This is a genomic window from Ktedonobacteraceae bacterium (genome assembly GCA_035653615.1).
Taxonomy (GTDB): domain Bacteria; phylum Chloroflexota; class Ktedonobacteria; order Ktedonobacterales; family Ktedonobacteraceae; genus DASRBN01.
The window spans coordinates 56,289-75,733 of the sequence record DASRBN010000044.1; the positions used below are offsets into that span (position 1 = coordinate 56,289).

Here is a 19,445-nt window from a genome sequence, read left to right on the forward strand (position 1 = left end):
CCATGACCCAGACCCAATTAACAGACAATTCAACCAATATACAAAAGAAGACCGACCTGCTCGCCTTCACACTGCCAGAATTGCAGCAATGGCTCGTCGAACGAGGAGAGCCGGCGTTTCGCGCCAAACAAATCTATAGCTGGCTCTACCAGCATCTTGTCACCGATTTCGCGAGTATGACCAACCTGCCGCAGGCCTTGCGTACACGGCTCGCCGAGGAAGCCTGCATCGGGCCAATGATTGTGCGCAGCGAATTGCACTCCAAAGATGACCGCACGCGCAAAATCCTGCTGGAACTGGATGATGGCAAGCTCATCGAATCGGTGCTGATGCTTTATCCGCCGCTCGGTGAGAGCAGCGCCCGCGCTACCGTCTGCGTCTCCTCGCAGGCTGGCTGCGCGTATGGCTGCACATTTTGCGCTACTGGACAGATGGGCTTTGATCGCCATCTCAGCGCGGGTGAAATCGTCGCCCAGGTACTCTTCTTCGCCCGCGAACTGCGCGCCGCGCCATGGAGCGCGGCAGGGCTTCCCGGCAGCGCGCCTATCGACCATATCACCAATATCGTGTTGATGGGCATGGGAGAGCCGCTGCATAATTACGACAACGTACTCAAAGCTTTGCGCATCCTCAACAGTCCCGAAGGCTTCAACCTTGGCGCGCGGCATATGACCGTCTCGACCGTAGGACTTGTTCCTGCTATAAGAAAGCTGAGCCAGGAGCCATTGCAGGTGAACCTGGCGATCTCGCTACACGCTCCCACCGACGAACTGCGCAGCCGCACAATGCCTGTTAACCGCAAATATCCAATCGCGGAACTGATCGCCGCGTGCAAAGATTACATTGACGCAACCGGAAGGCAGGTCACATTTGAATACGTGCTGCTGTCAGGTGTGAACGATACGCCTGAATACGCCCATAAATTGGGCGAGTTGCTTGCGCCATTGAAGCAGTTCGCGCACGTTAATTGTATTCCCGTCAATGCCACCGCTGCCGATTATCGACCGCCCTCCGGTGAGGCCATTCGCGCGTTCCGCGACATCCTCTATGAGCATGGAGTAAGTAACAGCGTGCGCGCCGAACGTGGAGATGATATCGCTGCTGCTTGCGGCCAACTGCGGACGCGCTTCGAGAACCAGCGCAAGCGCGGCGAGAGAATATCGCATTAAGAGACGCACGGCGGGGCAGAGGCCCTGCTAAAGAAAGGCGGAACATAATTACATGTTGCGTACCGGCAGCCATACAGCCATTTTAGAATACCTGGAGCGCATCCATTTTCCGGCTCCGCGAGGCCTGAACTCGCTGGAACCACGCCTGGATACATTACAAGCCCTGCACGAAGCCCATCTCCTGGCCGTCCCGTTCGAGAATCTTTCTATCCATTATGGGCAACCAATCATCTTGCAAGAAGATGCGCTCTTCGATAAAATCGTGCGGCGGCGCAGGGGCGGCTTCTGCTACGAACTCAACGGTCTCTTCGCGTGGTTGCTGCGCCAGCTGTGTTTCGAGGTAACACAGCTCTCCGCTGAAGTTGCCAATGATTCTGGTGCGTTCAGTCCTCCTTACGACCATCTGACGCTGCTGGTTCACGGGTTGGATGGCGCCGATTGGCTGGCAGACGTCGGCTTCGGCGATTCGTTCCGGCTGCCAAAACGCTTTGTAGCTGGAGTAGAGCAGGACGATACAGATGGACACAGGTATCGCCTGGTGCCAGATGTTGAGAACGAGGAGCACGCCAGAACCGGGTACTGGATATTGCAGCAATTTAATGACGAGCGGTGGGAGCCACAATATCGTTTCACCCTTGAACCTCACCGTTTGAGCGATTTTACAGATAGGTGTTATTTCCAGCAGAACTCGCCGGAGTCGCATTTCACCCAGCAGCGGGTATGCTCGCTCGCCACTCCAACGGGGCGTATTACCCTGTCGGCTCATAGCCTACGTTTCAACGCCGCCAGTGCTCAGTTGCCGCCACATGAGCAGGCAACAGAAGAAGCCGATTTGCGCCTGATTACGACGATTGATGGGCAAAAGGAAGAGCGGCGGTTGCAGTCGGAGGAGGAGTTTCAGGCACTCCTGGCACAGCTGTTTGGCATCATATTGTAGACAATTCACTCCAGTAAGTCCGTAACGGCGCCCACAATTATATCTGCCCCGCGCTGCTGGTACAGTTTGACCTCGTCCTGGTGTATGAGCATGACGGCCAGTATATCCGGCTCATGCGCCTGCTTTGTAGCGCGATAATTCAGCACCACATCGAGATCATCGCCGGTATCGCCAATGTATAGGCCGCCCTTGACACCCGGCCCAATGCCTTCGAGAGCCAGCCGAATAGCGCGTGGGTCGGGTTTGGGGCAGACATCGGCGGGAATGACCACATCCCACCAGCGCTCGCCGCAATAATCCTCTATTCGTTCCAGCACGCTATCCACTTCCGGTCCGACGCGCCCGGTGATCATGCCCATATGCCGGATGTCTCTTTTCCGCAAGCGCGTAAAGAAATCCGGTGGGAAGAGCATCTGCTCGTTCTGCACGAAGCCGGGAAAATCTGGCAGGTAGCGTGGCGGGTGGCCAAACCAGCGCTCGTATTCGGACGCGCCCCAATATAATTCATGATAGATATCACCAATGATATTATAAGGAAGCTGCGCGGTGGCCGGCATTACCTCTCGTACCCATGCAATTCCACCGTGACCCTCCACGTTGGCAGCTCGTGAGAGCGCCGCCCATTCCAGGCTGCTGCGCGCGGCAAACGATGTACCTTTCCATTCGCGCAAGCTAGCAACGCCAAGCGTTGCCAGCAGGTAACACATATCCCAATCGTTATTGTAACCACCTGCCTGCTTGAACGCGAGTACATCATCATGCGTGAATAGCGACTTTCCCTCATGTTGTCCCCAATCCAATCCGAAAATCGTGCCCGCGACATATTCTGCCGCCGCGATATCAGTGGCATGGAACGAATCTATGGTTTGCACCAGCACGCCGTCAATATCGAAAAGCATGGTATCGAGAGAAGAGGGGAAATCGACGCCCGGCCGCCGCCAAAAAATCGAGCTTCGCATTAAAAAGCCTTCCATTTAGACAATCTCAACCACCACATCCATATCATCTTCGCCCAGCACGTGAACCTGCTCCCATCCCTCATGTGGAGCGTCCTGTAATGCGCGCTGCAATAGTCCCGCATGATAGGCCACCACTTGCTCTCCTACAATACGATGGCGCATCTTATCGCGTGCCAGGCATACCTCCGCTGGAATATCGAAGATCAGCAGGCATCCCAGGTAGCCGAATTGACGCGATAGCTCACGCAGCTTGCGCCTGGCTTCGGATTGAAGAGCCGTGCTGTCCGCGACGGTAAAACGCCCCAGGAACAGGCGCTTGTGAATAATATAGTAGAAGAGATCGAAGGTATCGCGGTTGACCTGTTGATTGTTTTCATCGTCGCAGATCATAGCGCGGCAGTGATCAGATGAGACGATACTGGTTGGAATGAAGCGCTGAGCCGCGAAGGTGCTTTTGCCGGAGCCTGCCGGGCCGCAGAGGACAAGGAGGGTTCTACGAGGAACCTGTATAATTTTCGGCATGATTGGTGATTAAAACCCTCCTGAGTTGATAAAGTTCAAATTCAGACCAGCTGGTCCGGGTCTATGCCAAGTGAGCGCAAGCGTTCTGCCAATATCCTGGCTTTCTCGGCCTCGGACTCAGCTAAACGCATTGCCATCCTCCTCGCTTCCGCTTCTGCCTTGGCTAAACGTAGAGCGGCCCTTTTTGCCTCAGCTTCCGCCTCGGCCTCGGTCGGTCGAACATGCCAGGAACGATCATAGAGGCGCAGCTCAGGGCCATCGGGAACGAGCAGGCTATCAAGTTGCTGGCTCCATAAGCGCCCGCCTGGACCAGGGGTTATCTTCTGCATCAGACCACTTTCTTTATCTAATAGCCATCCACAGAGCCGGTAAGGTTCATTGCGCCACACCGGTGGCTGGTTCGGGTCATAGGCAAAATATTCCTGTACTCCCATACGTGCATACAGGTGGGGCTTTTCTTCCAGATCACGTTTCCAGGTCTCCTCCGACGCAATCTCGAAGACGACATGCGGAGCGGGTCCATGAACCCCAACTCGCCAACTGCGTTCCGGCCAACGCGCTACTCCTTTAATAATAGCGATATCAGGAGCCAGTGGCTTCTCATATTTATTGCGTGTCTGGTAGAAATTGAAGTTTTCATAGATAGCGCACAGTTGATCGCGAAAGAGCCATTTTAGAACCTCCATGAGATAATGCACCAGTTCCGCATGCAGCCGGGATTCCCCCATCAAATCCTCCTCGGTAGGATGGCGGTCGTAGTAATACTCTATCTCGTCCCTGGTCTGCTCGATCATGGCATGCTCCTTGTCCTGTATCCACTGCCTATCTAGCTGCATCCTGGTCGTCCCCTTGCGAGCCTTGATTCCTACCTTATCCTTTAGTAGAACTTCTGGTCTTTTCGGAGCCAGGGTAGGGCCTTGCCTCTAATAATAACATAACCGGCAGTGACTCTACAAGCCGATTTTCATACACCACATAGCCTGTTATGACTGTTTTTTAGATATAGACATTTATGTTATACTCGGATAAGGTGGCAAGGGACGAACGAAAAATTGAAGTTTAACAAAAAGAGGCCAGCTGATCGGCCAAATAGAATGCCCTTTCGCCCTCAATAAAAATACATACCTATCTCTGAGGAGGATTGATGCTGTGTCTATAGATATGAAATTGACGGGTACCGAAATTCGCCAGCTTTTCCTGGACTTTTTTGTCAGCAAAGGCCATATGCTTATGCCCAGTTCTTCGCTTGTGCCGCGCAACGACCCGACGGTGCTGCTGACAACCGCAGGTATGCAGCAGATGATCCCTTTTTTCCTGGGGCGTGAAACCCCACCTGCGTTACGGCTCACCTCTGCTCAGAAATGTTTCCGCACGACGGATATCGATAAGGTTGGCAACGAGCGCTCGCTTACTTTTTTTGAAATGCTGGGAAATTTTTCTGTCGGCGACTATTTTAAGCGCGACGCGATTGCTTTTGCCTGGGAATTTCTGACACAGGTGGTCAAGCTGCCTGCCGACCGCCTGTATCCAACGGTGCATCCAGAAGATGATGAAGCACCACACTGGTGGAACAAGATCGCGGGTTTCCCCGATGAGGCGATTGTGAGGCTCGAAGACAACTGGTGGGGGCCCCCGGGAGCCTCTGGTCCATGCGGGCCTGATTCCGAAATTTATTATGACCGCGGCGTCGAACACGGCTGTGGCCGGGCCGACTGCAAACCCGGCTGCGACTGCGAGCGCTTCCTGGAAATCTGGAACCTCGTTTTCATGCAGTTTTACCAGGACCTCGACGGCACGCGCACACCACTACCAAAGAAGAATATCGATACCGGCCTGGGCCTGGAACGGCTCTCGATGGTCTTGCAGGGCAAAGAATCGGTCTTCGATACCGATCTCTTCCGCCCCATCATCGATAGTTTTGCATCCCTTGCCGGCACCACCTATGGGCAAAATCCGAAAACCGATACCTCATTGCGTGTCATCGCGGATCACGGTCGCGCGCTGGTCTTCCTGGCTGCCGATGGAGTGCTGCCGAGCAACGAGGGACGCGGCTATATCTTCCGGCGCATCCTGCGGCGCGCGGTGCGACACGGCAAGCTACTCGGCCTGGATAAGCCGTTTCTTTCCGAGGCCGCCGATACGGTGATCAACCTGATGAAAGGGCACTACGTCGAGCTTGCCACGCAGCGCGACCGCATCGTAGAAATCTTGAGCCTGGAAGAGAAGAAGTTTGGCCAGACGCTCAATACAGGCCTCTACCTGCTCAATAACCTGCTTGAGGAGTTGCGGCAAAAAGATTCGCATGTCATACCGGGCGAAGAGGCCTTTAAGCTATACGATTCGCATGGCTTCCCCCTGGAATTTACGCAGGAAGTGGCTGCTGAACACGATTTTACCGTCGATATCCCCGGCTTTGAGAAAGCGATGCAGCAACAGCAGGAGCGCAGCCGGTCAGCTGCTGCCTTTACGCAGGGCAAAGATGTCGAGGCGCTCACGGCAGTTTTGAAGAGAGTTGGGCCAACCGAATTCACCGGCTACGACGGTATCAGCGGCAGCAGCAAAGTCGTGGGTTTGGTCGCGGACGGTGTAGAGGTTGAGAGCATCAGCGCGCCGCAGTCGGCCCTGGTTATACTCGATGCGACTCCATTCTATGCCGAGAGCGGTGGGCAAATCGGCGACCGCGGCGACCTCAGCGGCCCGATGGGCGTCTTCCACGTTGAGGATACAAAGCGCCCGCTTAAAGGATTGATCGTCCACTACGGGCGCATTGCCGAGGGCTACCTGCGCGTTGGCGATACTGTGCAGGCCGACGTGATCGCCCAGCGCCGGGAAGATACCATGCGCAACCACAGCGCCACACACCTGCTGCACAAAGCGTTGCGCGATATCATCGGCCCGCAGGTGGAGCAGCGTGGTTCGCTGGTTGAACCGGAGCGCCTGCGCTTCGACTTTGCCAGCTCGCGCCCGCTTACCGCCTCTGAAATCGCGCAGGTCGATGAGCAGATCAATCGCTGGATTCGGGCCGACCTGCCGGTGCATACCAACATCATGCCGCTACAGCAAGCCTTGCAGACCGGCGCTATGGCGCTCTTCGGCGAGAAGTACGAGGACAAGGTGCGTGTCGTCTCAATGGGCAGCAGTATCGAGCTATGCGGCGGAACTCACTGCGCCTCAACGGGGCAGATAGGCATCTACATCACCATCCAGGAAACGAGCATCGCCGCCGGTATCCGGCGTATCGAGGCACTGACGGGTCGAGGGGCCGAGGCCTATTTGCGCCGTCGCAGCGCCCTGGTAGACACCTTGAGCGCTAAATTGCAGACGCAGCCGGATATGCTAGAATCGAAAGTCGAGCAGCTTGTGGAGGAAGTTGACACGCTGCGCCGCCAGGTTGCGCAATTCCAGCGTGAAGCGGCCCAGCGCCAGGTGGAAACACTGACAGAAAAGGCGCAGGATGTATCCGGCGTGCCCGTGGTCATCGCGACAGTTGATGTGCCTGACGATCGGATGCTACGCGAGATGGGCGAAATGGTGCTGAGCAAGCTCGGGCGGCCAGGCGTGGTCGTACTCGCGAGCAATTACGCCGAACGAGCCGGTATCCAGGTCAGCGTCTCAGCTGAGCTGGCCAGGCAGGGATTGCATGCCGGTAAAATCGCCGGGACAATTGGCCAGCGTCTCGGCGGCAAAGGCGGCGGGCGACCCGAATCGGCACAGGGTGGTGGCAAAAATAAGGCTGAACTGGGAGCCGCGCTCGCCCTGGTACCAAAATTGGTGAAGGAAAGCCTGGGATACGGGCAAGATTATGCGGTTTAAGAAATTGGCGTGGTAATCCGCACTGGGCGATGATGGGTTTTATCAAAGTATTCCGGCAATGGACGCGGGGCCGATCAATCGGCGCTGGGCGCGATAAATCGGCCCCTACGGCACAGCCGTAGGATTGATATTGGTTTCATTGCCGTTGCAATCCCCATGGGGATTGATATCGGTTTCATTGCCGTTGCAATCCCCGTAGGCCCCGATTTATCGCGGGCACCGCCGATTTATCGGCCTTCGGGCCTTGCGGTCGCCTGCTGTACGTGTTATAAAGTACTTAACAGATTCAAGTTCAGTATAGAATCATACGGAAAACGTTGAGTTCAGTACACGTCACGTTCTCTTAAATAAGGATAGATTGACCTGGTTTAGGAAGACATACATGAGGAATCCTCTTCAACAATTACGCAAACTCATATTAGGGCGAGTAGAAGAGAACGGGTATCACTATGGGTATGATGGCGCGGCAGGGCCACAGCACACCGACGACGGGGGTGAAGAGCGCGCGGTCTATACTGCCCTCGACATTGGCACAGCCTACGCCAAGGCCATCATCGTCGAAGTGCAGGACGATGTTGGGGTTGTGCTGGGAGCAGGACGACACAGCCAGAGCTATACGCACATGTCAGACGGCATCGTTACCGATATTCCGGGGGTGATTGAGAATTGTAATCAGGCACTACTGCGCGCTGAGGAAGCGGCAGGTGGCATCATTGCGCCGATGGCAGTCATTGGCATCGCGGGCGAACTCGTCAAGGGCAGTTCGACGACGATAACCCAGCAACGGTCGCAGCCAACAAAACCCATTACGCAGGAAGAATTGGATGCCGCGATTACGAAAGCGCAGCAGAAATTGCTCAAGATCGCGAAAGAGCGTATTGCCGCCGAAACCGGCTACCAGAATATCGAGGTGCGTTTGACCAACGCGGCGGTGATTTCTGTGCGCATTGATGGACAGCTTGTTAACAACCCGATCGGTTTTCGCGGTCGCCATTTCTCGTTAACGCTTTTCAGCGCCTTCGCGCCCCTCATGCAATTGGGCGCGCTGGAAACGGTGGCGCAGGGATTAGACCTGACGCTGGTCACGATTGTTACGGAGCCTTACGCGCTTGCACGTTGCTTGAGTAGCAACGCCAGTACGGAAAGTGGAGCGATCTTCATTGACATCGGCGGCGGCACAACCGATATCGCCCTGGTGCGCCAGGGTGGAATTGAAGAAACGCGCATGTTTGCCCTGGGAGGGCGGACGTTTACACGCCGCATCGCCACCGGGAAGGGCGTTACCCTGAAAGAGGCAGAGAAGATCAAGCTCAGTTATAGCAATGGTCTCATAAAAGGGGTTGAACGCGAAGAGATACAACATATCTTAGCGCCGGAAGTACAAACCTGGATGGACAGCGTGGAACTGTTGATTGAGGAGCTTTCCAAGGGTTCGCTGCTGCCACCCGCGATTTACATGGTAGGGGGAGGCTCTTCACTGCCCGACTTGCGCGAGCGCCTTGAAGCATTCCCCTGGACAGAGCGCCTGCCATTCTCGAGCCGGCCCCTTATCGAGATCATCCAGCCTGGTATGGTCACGAATATCGCCGACCCCGACCATCATTTGAAAAATGCACAGGATATCACACCAATGGCGTTAGCATACCAGGCCATCGAACTGCAAAATGAGAATAGCGCGCTGGAGCGGTCGCTCTATCGCGTCATTCACAGCATGCATATCTAGGCTACCAGGGCGCCCGCAAGGGGACGCCCCTATCCTAAACGTGCCCCGCCACCCTGTATAGGGTAGGGGCGTCCCCTTGCGGGCGCCCTGGATGGCAGTTGTCAAGCGCGAATACACCAGGCACCGGCGATGCTGAATGGGCTCCTGTAGGGACAGTGCCTTGCGTCTGTCCGCTTCGGGGCCACAGAATATACAACAGGCAGGGGGATACAGGGTATATGGCTGATGAGCAGATTATTTATCTCAGCCCGGATGAAGATTTGACGAGTACACGTGAACGCCTGGAGCAGGTTCAGGCCAGGAAAATAATTCTCGTCATACCACCACAAACGAGCTTGCGCAGCCACGTGGGTTGGCGTGTGCTGCACGCCCGCGCGCGCGAACTGGGGCAAGAGGTGCTCGTGATTAGCTCTGATCGCCAGATTCGCGCCGTTGCAAAAGCAGTAGGATTCAGGGTTGCCGAATCCCAGGAATCTCCTTCCCCGAACAAATCTCGTCCGGCCAGGCGACCACAAGGAACACCCATACAGCGCGGGGGGCGCACACAACGCCAGAATGAGAGTACTTCGACCAATCGGCCTATGAGGTCTGGTTTCGCAGGGCGTCCCGGTGATCTTGAAGGACGAGCTGTGAGGCGGGATATTGCAGGGCGACCACAAGGATCGCCCATACAGGGTCCACAAGCAACCCGTAGAGCAGGGCAGCCTGGCCAGGAGCCTGGGCGACAAATCTTGAGCGAAACCGAAAGGCAACCTCAGGTACCCGAGCCGCGCGCGCAATCGACATTCCAGGAACCTGCTGATACAACCGGCAGCATAATACCTCCAGGGCCAGCAGCTCCCCTACTCCCCGCTGACATGCCGCCGGATCAGCAGCAACATTTCCATATTGAAACGTCCCCCTCTGTCAGCCCGCGGCTTCCACAGCACGACGAGGACGAACTACCAGATTCGCTGATCGATCATTACAATCAGGCTCAGAGTATTCGCAAGCAGTTTTTGGGCAGTAATCTGACCTCTTCGCGTTCCGCCGACCTGGAAGCGCCTGCGCCCCTGTCAAAAAAGCAAGAGCTGGAGGCGGATCAGGAGGAATACAATAGACCGGGAACCGGCACGAGTAGCTACCAGCAAGGCCCGGCAATACCATTACCCTCCTGGAGTACGCGCGACGAAGCAGGATTGCTGAATAAGCAGCCAGTATTTGGGCAGGAGGATACGGATGTTTATGAGTATTACCTTGAGGATGTCGCGCCTAGCTCTCTGCCAGAGCAACGCGGATCGGCATTCATAGAGGAAGTTGATACGGGTATTCCCGATCTCTCGGATAGGCCAACTGATATACTGGAGGGTGAGATCGAGGATTTAGGGGACGAGGGCGCTATTCTGGTGCAGCCGGAGACCTTTGTGCCAGAATGGAATGAGCCGGTTGAGGATGAGATGGAACAACCACCATCAACGCGCGGTTTTGGCTCGCGCTTTCAAACCGGTCGCGCCGATATCGATGACGCGGAAATGCTTCCCCCTGTGACAGAGAGGCCCACGCAGGTAAGGCAGCAGCCCGCGCCTGCACCAGCGCCGGTAAGACGATCAGGCTCGCTTCCAGCCCCTGCCGCGGGGAGCAGCTCTGGCGCGCTGCGCAATCGCGGGAAGCAGCCAGCTATCCCCACGCAAAAGCAGACCGGGAATGGGCAGCCAGATGGGTCCGCCGCGCCGGTGAAACAGGCGCCTGATAGAGAACGTGCCGTCGCCTCCCCGCAAGCACCGGTACCTGCCCGCGCAGTCAAGGCCAGCAAGCAACCAGGAGGCAGTGCTCCAAAACAGGGCTGGCGAAAACCGGTAACGCCGGGGCAGCCGAGAAAACCGGCGGCACAGTCCAGGAATGATCGCAAAGTCTTCGCTGGCTTCCTGATCGTGGTGGCCTGCCTGCTGATCCTGTTCGCGCTGTTTTACTTCTTGCCGAGCGCGCGGGTAACGATTGCTGTGCCTGCGCGTCCTCTGACGATAAGCGCTCTGCATTTCAGCGCCAGTACGAATTCACATAATGCGGCGGCGAATACGGTCGCCTCGCAGGTTCTCAGCTTTGAGAAAAGCGCGACGGGTAACGGTACAGCTACCGGGACGAGCCAGGTTGGAAACGCCCGGGCAACAGGCCAGGTCATTTTCACCAACCATGGCAGCCAGCAGGTGGAAATTCCTACCGGAACGATTCTGGCAACCAGCAGCGGTGTGAAGTTCGCGACCACGGCGGACGCGGTCATTTTCCCACCGGGTGGTGGTTCCAATCCACCCATCCCGGTGCAGGCAGTAAATGCAGGAACCAGTGGCAATGTGGCAGCAGGCAGCATCACGGTTATTCCTCAGATCAGCCTGACCGCCATCGCGCAATACAATAACGTGTCGACCTCGGCGTTGAGCCTGGACGTGACAAACCCCCAGGCGCTGGCGGGTGGCGGCGCAATGGCAGCAACTACCGTTACGTCGAAGGATATCTCAGCTGAGAAGGCAGCGCTAGAGAAACAGTTAAAGACGAATTTACAGAGCTGGCTGGCACAACAACTGCACACTGGCGATATCTCAGGAACACCGGCTCAGCAATCAGAACAGGTGACGACGAATCCCACGGTGGGTCAGATTACAAAAGATGGCACGTTCAGCATGACGGTCACAGTGCATACAATGGTACTGGTAGTGCGGGCGGCGGCCTTGCAAGCAGCAGCGGCGAAGCAGGTCAACGTCAGGGCAATGCAGATGCAGCCGGCTTATATGCTGGTGACCGGTGAACAACTGAAGCTCTCAAAGATCAAGAGCAGTCCTTCGAAAGACGGCAGTTCCATCGCCATCACCCTTGATGCCACCGGGCAGATTATCCAGCGCATTTCTACGAATGATATTCGCGCAGCTCTTGCGGGCAAGTCGATCGGCCAGGCGAACAGCGACATTAAAAATGGGCTGGCAGGTCTCCATGGCGTCCTGCGCACCAGCATTGTAGAGTCTCCCGGCTTCTTGCCCATGCTGCCGTTCCGCTCGGACAACATTACGGTAATCTTGCTGCCTGTGGCTACGACGACACCAACACCGGGAGTGCCGAACGGCTAAACAGCCCTGACGAATGCTGACAACCGAATGGAGCAATCAATCTCCAGCCGTGTCATGCTGAGCGCAGCGAAGCATCTCTGCGGCCTCAGTGATTCATGTCATGCTGAGCGCAGCGAAGCATCTCTGCGGCCATGGAGCTAGATTCTTCGCTACGCGCAGCATGAGACCACCAGGAATGACACCACCGATTTTGCTGGTGAAAATTCATTAGGGATAGAGTACGAATTGATCTAGCGCGTGGCCTCATGCCTGTCCCTTTCGTTCAGGACGTGCCGAAGCTCAACCCCAGCTGCCGCAGCCACTTACGATAGGCGATTGCCGTGCGGTCCGAGCGCAAGTGCAACTCGGCCTGCAAATCCAACGGCAGCAATTCGGGCCGTTGCGACTCCACGATGGGCACATCCTGCCAGGTAATCATGTCTTCAAAAGCGCGAATCTCTTCTTCTGGAATATTGTCGTAATCTTGCGCCACATAAGTCCAGGCAATGGACTCGCGTTCGGAAACCGGCGTCACGGTAAAATACATCGCAAAACGCGCGCCGCCGGAGGTCTTTACAAAGCAAGCCGTCAAAGGACGCAGTACCTGGTACGTATAGGTCACGCTCGCTCCCTGGCCCGAACCATCAGGATCGGGCTGCCAGACCGTAATATCGCGCGCAATCACCCCATCAGGGCGTATCTCGGCCTCATAGTCGCTCACTTCGGGGTGTTCAGGATCGCCCAGGTAGCCCTGGTGAACGAATGGAAAGTGCGTCACATCGAGAAAATTCTCGACGGCCCGCGGCCCGCCGGCATGAAACTGATACGGGCCGCAATGGATTTTCCGAAACGAGCTATCATCCCACTGCACAAAAGCTGGGATATCCTGCGCCGGCTCGCCCAGGCACACCCAGACCCAACCGTATTTTTCCTGCGCCTGGTAGACTTTTGCCCGCGCCGTAGCAGGGGGCTTCTGATGGGGATGCGCCGGAAAGCGAATGCATTGCCCCTCTGAATTGTAGGTCCAGCCATGGTACGGGCAGATCAGCGTCTCAGCTTCCACTTTTCCCAGCGACAGCCTGGTTCCCCGGTGCAGGCACAGATCACGCCAGACATGAATCTTATCGCCTGCGCGCCAGAGAACAAGATCTTCCTCTAACAGCCGCGCAGCCATGGGCTTTCCTTCTTGCAGGTCGGGCGCATAGGCCACCACATGCCAATCGTTGAGCAGAACAGGGTCATTGAGCATCGGAGTATCCTCGTTTTTGCCCTGATTATATCATATCCACTTAGCTCCCAAAGCATCTGTTCCCGGGGGATAAGATGAAAAGCGAACATAGATGTTTCATCCATTCATAACAAATTGGAATGTACTAAATAACTTGAAGGAATGAGAAAAATATGTTATTGTTACATTCAAGGATGTGATTGTAGAAATCTGGTAAAGGACATCGTTGTAAACGCATTTGGCACCAGGCTATCCAGGTTGATCAGGAGATAATCATGCAACCACACACTTCTTATCTTATTTGCGCCACCTTCTTTAGTGGTAGCGCATTGCTTAGTAAAGTTTTAAGTAGTACCGGAGCAGCCGGTCGGCCAAAGGAGTACTTTATGGCCCGCCGTAACGTTCATGCGACAACTTTTCAGCAACATGCTGCTCATAGTGGCTCCCTGCCGCCATTTTTATGCGACGAGCAAGGGCAGGTTCATGTTGATTCGCTCGCTCATATATTTGAGCAGGGAACAACAGCCAATGGGATATTCGGTGCGAATGTGATGTGGGACTACTTCGACGACTTTATCTGCGACCTGCGACGCATTCCTCATAAAGAGATACCGGTGGTAGATTTACTGCCTGCAGTTTTTCCCAATCTGCACTATATCTGGGTAACGAGGCGCAACAAGGTACGGCAGGCTGTATCTCTATGGAAAGCCGTTCAAGAATGGACCTGGAATAAAGAAAGGCCGCTACGCTCAGCAAACAGGCACCTTCTCTCCGAGAGAAAACTGGTCTTCAACTTTGAGGCGATTGACGCGCTTGTACGGCGTATTTTAGCCGATGAGGCCGATTGGCAAATGTATTTTGATATCTGCGGTATCTCGCCGATTACTGTCGTGTACGAAGAATTAGAGATGGCGCCCGAAGCTATGGCGCGCTCTATCCTGCACGGTTTGCATATTCCTGTGCCGGACAGCCTGGCATTCAGCCATTGTTCTACTAAAAGACTGGTAGATACGCTTAGTATGGACTGGGCGCAGCGCTACACTACTCTCAAACGACAACAAGAAAATGGGGTAGTAATGAATAGTCCCAATTCCCCTTAAATAGCTCCAGGAGAGGATGAGGAGTGGAGGATGATCGCAAGAAACTCTACTCTACTCCTCATTCGTAAAGGTAACTCCAGTTACTTTTATTGAAAAGGGAGTTTCTCTTCTTTCGAAGAATCCCTTCGTAAAAGACACCCGAGGAAATTGTTCTCGGCTATTTTTGTCTCTTACACAGCATGGTTCGTAACAATAGTTACATTTATTATAGCAGGAAGGAGCAAGCAATGTCGCTCACGCACGAATCACTTGAAGCGGGAGTAACAATCGAACAGGAGGAAATGGTTTTACACTCGCTACATCCGCTCAATGCCGGGATTGCGCCTGAAGTAGCGCGCGAGAAATTTATCACGCCGCAGAAACGCTTTTTCATCCGCAGTCATGGCTCTATTCCAGATGTGGATGGCGAGACCTACCGCCTTTCGGTGAGCGGGAGAGTAAAGGTTCCATTGGAGCTGTCTCTTGATGACTTACGGATTGAATTTGCCAGTTCTAGCGTTGTTGCTACGCTACAATGTGCGGGGCACCGGCGTAGCGAACTTGCCGCTGTTCAACCAATCCGGGGAGAGGTTGCATGGGACGCCGATGCGATCAGCACTGCGGAATGGCGGGGCGTGCGATTGCGCGAGGTGCTGCTGGCGGCGGGTATAGGACCCGGTGTGAAACATGTAGCATTTCTGGGCCTCGATGAGATTGAGAAAGGTGGGGAGCGATTTGGGTTTGGCGCTTCAATCCCTCTCGAGAAGGCGCTATCCGGAGAAGTGCTGCTGGCCTATGAGATGAATGGCGAGCCATTGACACGCGAGCATGGTTTTCCGCTGCGCGTTGTGGTGCCCGGCTATATCGGCGCCAGGAGCGTGAAGTGGCTGGGCGGCATTCGCCTGCAAGCTTCTCCTTCCAACAATTATTTTCAACGCCACGCTTACAAGCTCTTTCCACCTGATACGCAGGCCGCAGATGCGAATTGGGAGGAAGGAAAGGTGCTGTCTGACCTGGCGATCAATACCGTTATCTGCCGGCCTCGCGCATCTGAAGTGCTTCCCGCAGGGCCAGTGACGATCCAGGGATACGCGATTACGGGTGAAGGTGCGCATATCGAAGCGGTTGAGCTTTCGCTGAATGGTGGCGCAACCTGGCGGGAGGCGACACTGCTGGAAAGGCCGCATCCATGGACATGGTGCTTCTGGGAGGCTTCTTTTCAACTGGAGCCTGGTTGTTATGAGATTGTTGCGCGGGCCTGGGATTCGAGAGGACGCACGCAGCCTGCCAATCTGCGCGAGGTCTGGAACTTCAAGGGATATATGAACAATGCCTGGCACCGCCTACACGTGTCAGTATTCTAGCATAGAAAGAGAAAAGGGGGATAAATTCATGCAACGCTTTCGCCCGGTCGCCCAAGAAGGTCTGAGAAATGATGCCGGTAACACCGATATTCAGAAAGGCAAGTTAGATCTGGTCGTGCTGCGTTATATGGCGCGCAGGCTCCACTTAACGGTTCGCCAGCTAGATGAGCCTGTTCCCGCGTCGCAACCATTATTGTACCGCTTACAGGAACGGTACGGACGAATGCACCGTATAGCGATTTACAAACAGCAGGAACTGGTGCTGAGAGATACACTTATGTTCGTCGGTTTTATCAGTCGCAAAAGAAAGGCATTGCAAGACTCGATTGCTGATCAGATCGAGGATATCGATAGACAATTGCTGGTAGAGTTGGTGAATGCGCCGGGCATCGTCAGTTATTCCTCGCTGGAATTGCGCAATGGAGATTGGTGCAACCTGGTGCTCTTAAGCGATGTGGAGGCGAAGATGCATATCAGGGATACGCCTATCCATCGTTACGCGGCCTATAGGCTGTCGGAGGCCTATTATGAGTGGATACGCCTGCATCATGGCATCATGCCGGAGGGGCTGGATCATACCGAGATGTTGTTGCAAAAGACGAGATACTACTTTTTTTCGGCACCACAAACGAGGCCAACAATTTGGGAGCGTATCTACGATTCTGTAGGGATAGCGCCTGGTGGCGATCCTGAGCAACTGAAGTGGACAGGGACAAGCCGCTCTCCCTACAGAATGAGCGTCTAATTTCAGTACCCTCAACAGGGTCGTGAAAGGATACGGCACCTGCTGCCCCAGGAGCGCCAGTATACCTATCAAACCCGAAAAGATCAAGTGGAAATGCACTAAGGAGCAAAAGATGGTAGGAATGGAGAACAATCAACCGCTACGCTTTGCGACGTTCCTTTCGTCCAACCTCTGGGATACGTACAGTTCTATCGCCAGGTATGTTGGGAAGGCACTGGGATGCAAGAGCTTGCTTACGGTCGGGCATTCTTTCGATGCGTTTGCCGAGGACGAGATAGATGTTGGTTTCGTGTGCGGCCTGATTTATGCGCGTATGGCCCGCTATGCCGACTGCCCCATCGAGCTGTTAGCGGCGCCGGTGCTGCACGGGAGACGTTACGCGGGGAAGCCGATCTATTTTTCGGATGTGGTTGTGCGCAAAGAGAGTTCTTTCTTTTCGTTCGATGACCTGCGTGATTGCACCTGGGCATATAACGAATTCATTTCTCACTCGGGCTGGAACCTGGTATGCTACAGCCTGCTGCAACAGGGTAGAACGCCTGGCTATTTTGGCAGGATCGTCAAATCAGGTTCGCACCTGAAGTCCTTGCGGATGGTGCTGGATGGACAGGTCGATGCGACAGCCATTGATTCGCACGTACTGGATGTGATGCTCCGGCAAGACCCGGCGCTGGGAGCCAGGTTGCGCGTGATCGAGACCCTGGGCCCCTCTGGTATTCCCCCGGTGGTCGTTGCGAAACGCCTGGATGATTGTCTAAAGCAGCGCATTCGGACTGCTCTGCTCCATATGCATCATAATGCAGCCAGCGCAAATGAACTGCGCAGGGGATTGATAGAGCGATTTGCCCCTGTTACTGACGAACATTACGCGGGCATGCTTGGGATGCTGGCACAGGTTGAACTGGCGCAGTTCTCACATCCACTCTCCGGTCTGGTACTGGCAAGCGGAAGAAGATAATGCAGCAGGCGGGAATAAAGCAGAATACGCCCGTCATCTCCTTGAGTCCGCTCCTATGGAATGCTCGTCGTGGGCGCCATAGGGGCGGGCTTTGTATACCGCAGTGTTGGGCCGATTGATCGTGGGCATCGTCGATAATGAACTTTCACGACCAACACCGGCAATGCGAGCGGCCAGGGCGTGTCATTCTTCGCTGCGCTCAGAATCTCTGGCTCGATGGGCACAGATTCTTCCCCGTTCGCTCCGCTCAGGGCTTCGGCTCACACGCTCAGCATGACACGTCCTGGGAGGATTCCCAAATTTGATGGTGAAAATTCATCATCGGCCCTCGCGGGGACAGGGACAAGCCGCTGTCCCTACTACACCCTATACATTGGCTCATACGGTGAGAGTTGATCCGGGTCGTTGAACTCGGCGCCGGCAGGGGCAACAACTGGACCTCGTAAAAGCGGATCATCGGTACTGCTCATCCATTGTTCCAGGCGACCGCGCATCTCATCCAGAACTGGGGCCAGCGATGGATCATTCGCTACATTGCAAGCCTCGCCGGGATCAAAGATCAGATCGTAGAGCTGCTCCTGTGCGATGGGACGATCTTTCCAGCCGTAACGCAGTAACAACCGCTTGCTGGGGCTATCGTCCGTATTGGGCAGCACAGGCGTGAGGCGATCACCGAAGCGGCGGATGTACTTCCAACGCTCAGTGCGCACGGCCCGTTGCGGTTCGTAGGCAGCGTGGTAAGTCGTCTCGGCGAACACCTGCTCGTTGACTCGATCAGTTTTGTTTTGAATGAGGGGCATCAGCGATTTGCCTTGCAGCCATTCCGGTCGCTCAATCTCAAGCAGATCACAGACGGTGGGGAAGAGATCGATCTGTGAAACCATCGCATCGCAGACCTTGCCGCCGGAAAAACCACCCGGCCCCCGCAGTATCAGCATCACGCCAATGCCATGATCGGTCAGATTGGTTTTCATTCTTGGGAAGGCCAACCCATGATCGGTTGTACAGATGACCAGCGTATTCTCAGCCAAACCGGCGGCCTCAAGAGCATTCAGGACGGCAGCGACGCCCCTATCGAGGGATTGCGCGCTGACCTTGAACGCGGCCATATCCAGGCGTGTCTCAGGAGTGTCGGGTAAGGTCGGTGGCGGCAAACAGTAATTGGCATCTTGCGGCGAGACAGGCTCAAAAAATTCGCGATGGGTCTCGAAAAATCCGACCGAGAGAAAAAATGGCTGTCGCGGCACATTGCGCAGGATATCGATGGCGATAGGCGCGACCGATGCCACATGATTAGTTTTAATCTTGAACACGCGATCATAGCCGATGATATCAGGCTCCTTTGAGATGTGCTGCTCGCCGATTAAGACCGAATAATAGCCGACTTTGCGCAGTGTATGGACAATATGATGACGATAATTGCGCAAAGAGAAACCACGATGGGCCAGTCCAAGCATACCATTGCTATGCGCAAACTGGCCGGTCAGCAGGCTCGCGCGACTGCCGGAGCACGTTGGAGCAACGCAAAAAGCTTTGCGGAATAAGACTCCTTGCTCGGCAAGACGTTGAATGTTGGGCGTTGGGATGGCATAGCCATAAGGTTGAACATAGCGCCCGGTATCATGAGAGTGAAGATAGAGGATGTTTGGATACTGTTCTTGCATAGGTATGTACTCTTTCAACTACTACGACGATTCCACCAACAACAGTTGCCACAGTAGAGGCGGGGGTTACGGCAGCGGCAGGGTGGGGGAGCTTGCTCCGTCCATCGCCCCCAATAGCTGGTGGAACCTACTATAACCCCAGAATCGTATCATAGATACAGCATAACACATCGGTCTAGTGCTCACGCACCAGGCCTCTCTATTATTATA

15 protein-coding genes are annotated in these 19,445 nt (G+C 55.0%); 9 read left to right on the plus strand and 6 right to left on the minus strand.

Going from position 1 to position 19,445, the window contains the following annotated elements; all coding sequences use genetic code 11:
- Positions 1-2 precede the first annotated feature (2 nt).
- On the plus strand, positions 3-1,169 hold the full coding sequence (gene rlmN / locus VFA09_27175) for a 23S rRNA (adenine(2503)-C(2))-methyltransferase RlmN (protein ID HZU70989.1): 1,167 nt from the start codon (positions 3-5) through the stop codon (positions 1,167-1,169).
- Between the two features lie 52 nt (positions 1,170-1,221).
- Complete coding sequence (locus tag VFA09_27180) at positions 1,222-2,106, plus strand: arylamine N-acetyltransferase (GenBank protein ID HZU70990.1); 885 nt, start codon at positions 1,222-1,224, stop codon at positions 2,104-2,106.
- Positions 2,107-2,111: 5 nt separating this feature from the next.
- Here VFA09_27180 and VFA09_27185 read toward each other — a convergent pair whose 3' ends face one another.
- The 3 genes from VFA09_27185 to VFA09_27195 are packed head-to-tail and all read right to left on the minus strand — an operon-like array spanning position 2,112 to position 4,423.
- Positions 2,112-3,065: an HAD family hydrolase gene (locus VFA09_27185; protein ID HZU70991.1), complete on the minus strand. Its 954-nt coding sequence runs from the start codon at positions 3,063-3,065 to the stop codon at positions 2,112-2,114.
- 15 nt (positions 3,066-3,080) lie between these two features.
- The gene (locus tag VFA09_27190; protein ID HZU70992.1) at positions 3,081-3,587 is read right to left on the minus strand and encodes an AAA family ATPase; all 507 of its coding nucleotides are present in this window, start codon (positions 3,585-3,587) and stop codon (positions 3,081-3,083) included.
- Between the two features lie 41 nt (positions 3,588-3,628).
- Complete coding sequence (locus VFA09_27195) at positions 3,629-4,423, minus strand: Uma2 family endonuclease (GenBank protein ID HZU70993.1); 795 nt, start codon at positions 4,421-4,423, stop codon at positions 3,629-3,631.
- A gap of 313 nt (positions 4,424-4,736) precedes the next feature.
- Between VFA09_27195 and alaS the strand changes: the two genes are divergently transcribed.
- The 3 genes from alaS (at position 4,737) to VFA09_27210 (ending at position 12,218) form a co-directional block, all read left to right on the plus strand.
- Positions 4,737-7,400, plus strand: coding sequence for an alanine--tRNA ligase (gene alaS / locus VFA09_27200; protein HZU70994.1), 2,664 nt, complete (start codon positions 4,737-4,739; stop codon positions 7,398-7,400).
- Between the two features lie 382 nt (positions 7,401-7,782).
- Complete coding sequence (locus tag VFA09_27205; protein ID HZU70995.1) at positions 7,783-9,123, plus strand: cell division FtsA domain-containing protein; 1,341 nt, start codon at positions 7,783-7,785, stop codon at positions 9,121-9,123.
- A gap of 218 nt (positions 9,124-9,341) precedes the next feature.
- A complete protein-coding gene (locus VFA09_27210; GenBank protein HZU70996.1) occupies positions 9,342-12,218 on the plus strand; it encodes a baseplate J/gp47 family protein in 2,877 nt (958 codons plus the stop codon).
- A 262-nt stretch (positions 12,219-12,480) separates the two neighbouring features.
- Here the strand turns inward: VFA09_27210 and VFA09_27215 are convergent, their stop codons facing one another.
- Complete coding sequence (locus VFA09_27215) at positions 12,481-13,446, minus strand: aromatic ring-hydroxylating dioxygenase subunit alpha (protein ID HZU70997.1); 966 nt, start codon at positions 13,444-13,446, stop codon at positions 12,481-12,483.
- Between the two features lie 254 nt (positions 13,447-13,700).
- Here VFA09_27215 and VFA09_27220 point away from each other — a divergent pair, with 254 nt between their 5' ends.
- The 4 genes from VFA09_27220 (at position 13,701) to VFA09_27235 (ending at position 17,571) form a co-directional block, all read left to right on the plus strand.
- The gene (locus tag VFA09_27220) at positions 13,701-14,525 is read left to right on the plus strand and encodes a Stf0 family sulfotransferase (GenBank protein HZU70998.1); all 825 of its coding nucleotides are present in this window, start codon (positions 13,701-13,703) and stop codon (positions 14,523-14,525) included.
- A gap of 227 nt (positions 14,526-14,752) precedes the next feature.
- Positions 14,753-15,868: a molybdopterin-dependent oxidoreductase gene (locus tag VFA09_27225; GenBank protein ID HZU70999.1), complete on the plus strand. Its 1,116-nt coding sequence runs from the start codon at positions 14,753-14,755 to the stop codon at positions 15,866-15,868.
- A 28-nt stretch (positions 15,869-15,896) separates the two neighbouring features.
- On the plus strand, positions 15,897-16,613 hold the full coding sequence (locus VFA09_27230) for a hypothetical protein (protein ID HZU71000.1): 717 nt from the start codon (positions 15,897-15,899) through the stop codon (positions 16,611-16,613).
- A gap of 112 nt (positions 16,614-16,725) precedes the next feature.
- Positions 16,726-17,571 (plus strand): PhnD/SsuA/transferrin family substrate-binding protein, encoded by an 846-nt coding sequence (locus tag VFA09_27235; GenBank protein ID HZU71001.1) that lies wholly within the window; start codon positions 16,726-16,728, stop codon positions 17,569-17,571.
- 53 nt (positions 17,572-17,624) lie between these two features.
- Here the strand turns inward: VFA09_27235 and VFA09_27240 are convergent, their stop codons facing one another.
- Both VFA09_27240 and VFA09_27245 read right to left on the minus strand, forming a co-directional pair.
- Positions 17,625-17,795: a hypothetical protein gene (locus VFA09_27240; GenBank protein ID HZU71002.1), complete on the minus strand. Its 171-nt coding sequence runs from the start codon at positions 17,793-17,795 to the stop codon at positions 17,625-17,627.
- Between the two features lie 135 nt (positions 17,796-17,930).
- Positions 17,931-19,235, minus strand: coding sequence for a sulfatase (locus tag VFA09_27245; protein HZU71003.1), 1,305 nt, complete (start codon positions 19,233-19,235; stop codon positions 17,931-17,933).
- Positions 19,236-19,445: the final 210 nt, after the last annotated feature.

Bases quoted from the DNA above. Each gene is read 5' to 3' on its own strand.
- rlmN (HZU70989.1), top strand. From the start codon at position 3: ATGACCCAGACCCAATTAACAGACAATTCAACCAATATACAAAAGAAG.
- VFA09_27180 (HZU70990.1), top strand. From the start codon at position 1,222: ATGTTGCGTACCGGCAGCCATACAGCCATTTTAGAATACCTGGAGCGC.
- VFA09_27185 (HZU70991.1), bottom strand. From the start codon at position 3,065: ATGCGAAGCTCGATTTTTTGGCGGCGGCCGGGCGTCGATTTCCCCTCT.
- VFA09_27190 (HZU70992.1), bottom strand. From the start codon at position 3,587: ATGCCGAAAATTATACAGGTTCCTCGTAGAACCCTCCTTGTCCTCTGC.
- VFA09_27195 (HZU70993.1), bottom strand. From the start codon at position 4,423: ATGCAGCTAGATAGGCAGTGGATACAGGACAAGGAGCATGCCATGATC.
- VFA09_27205 (HZU70995.1), top strand. From the start codon at position 7,783: ATGAGGAATCCTCTTCAACAATTACGCAAACTCATATTAGGGCGAGTA.
- VFA09_27210 (HZU70996.1), top strand. From the start codon at position 9,342: ATGGCTGATGAGCAGATTATTTATCTCAGCCCGGATGAAGATTTGACG.
- VFA09_27215 (HZU70997.1), bottom strand. From the start codon at position 13,446: ATGCTCAATGACCCTGTTCTGCTCAACGATTGGCATGTGGTGGCCTAT.
- VFA09_27220 (HZU70998.1), top strand. From the start codon at position 13,701: ATGCAACCACACACTTCTTATCTTATTTGCGCCACCTTCTTTAGTGGT.
- VFA09_27225 (HZU70999.1), top strand. From the start codon at position 14,753: ATGTCGCTCACGCACGAATCACTTGAAGCGGGAGTAACAATCGAACAG.
- VFA09_27230 (HZU71000.1), top strand. From the start codon at position 15,897: ATGCAACGCTTTCGCCCGGTCGCCCAAGAAGGTCTGAGAAATGATGCC.
- VFA09_27235 (HZU71001.1), top strand. From the start codon at position 16,726: ATGGTAGGAATGGAGAACAATCAACCGCTACGCTTTGCGACGTTCCTT.
- VFA09_27245 (HZU71003.1), bottom strand. From the start codon at position 19,235: ATGCAAGAACAGTATCCAAACATCCTCTATCTTCACTCTCATGATACC.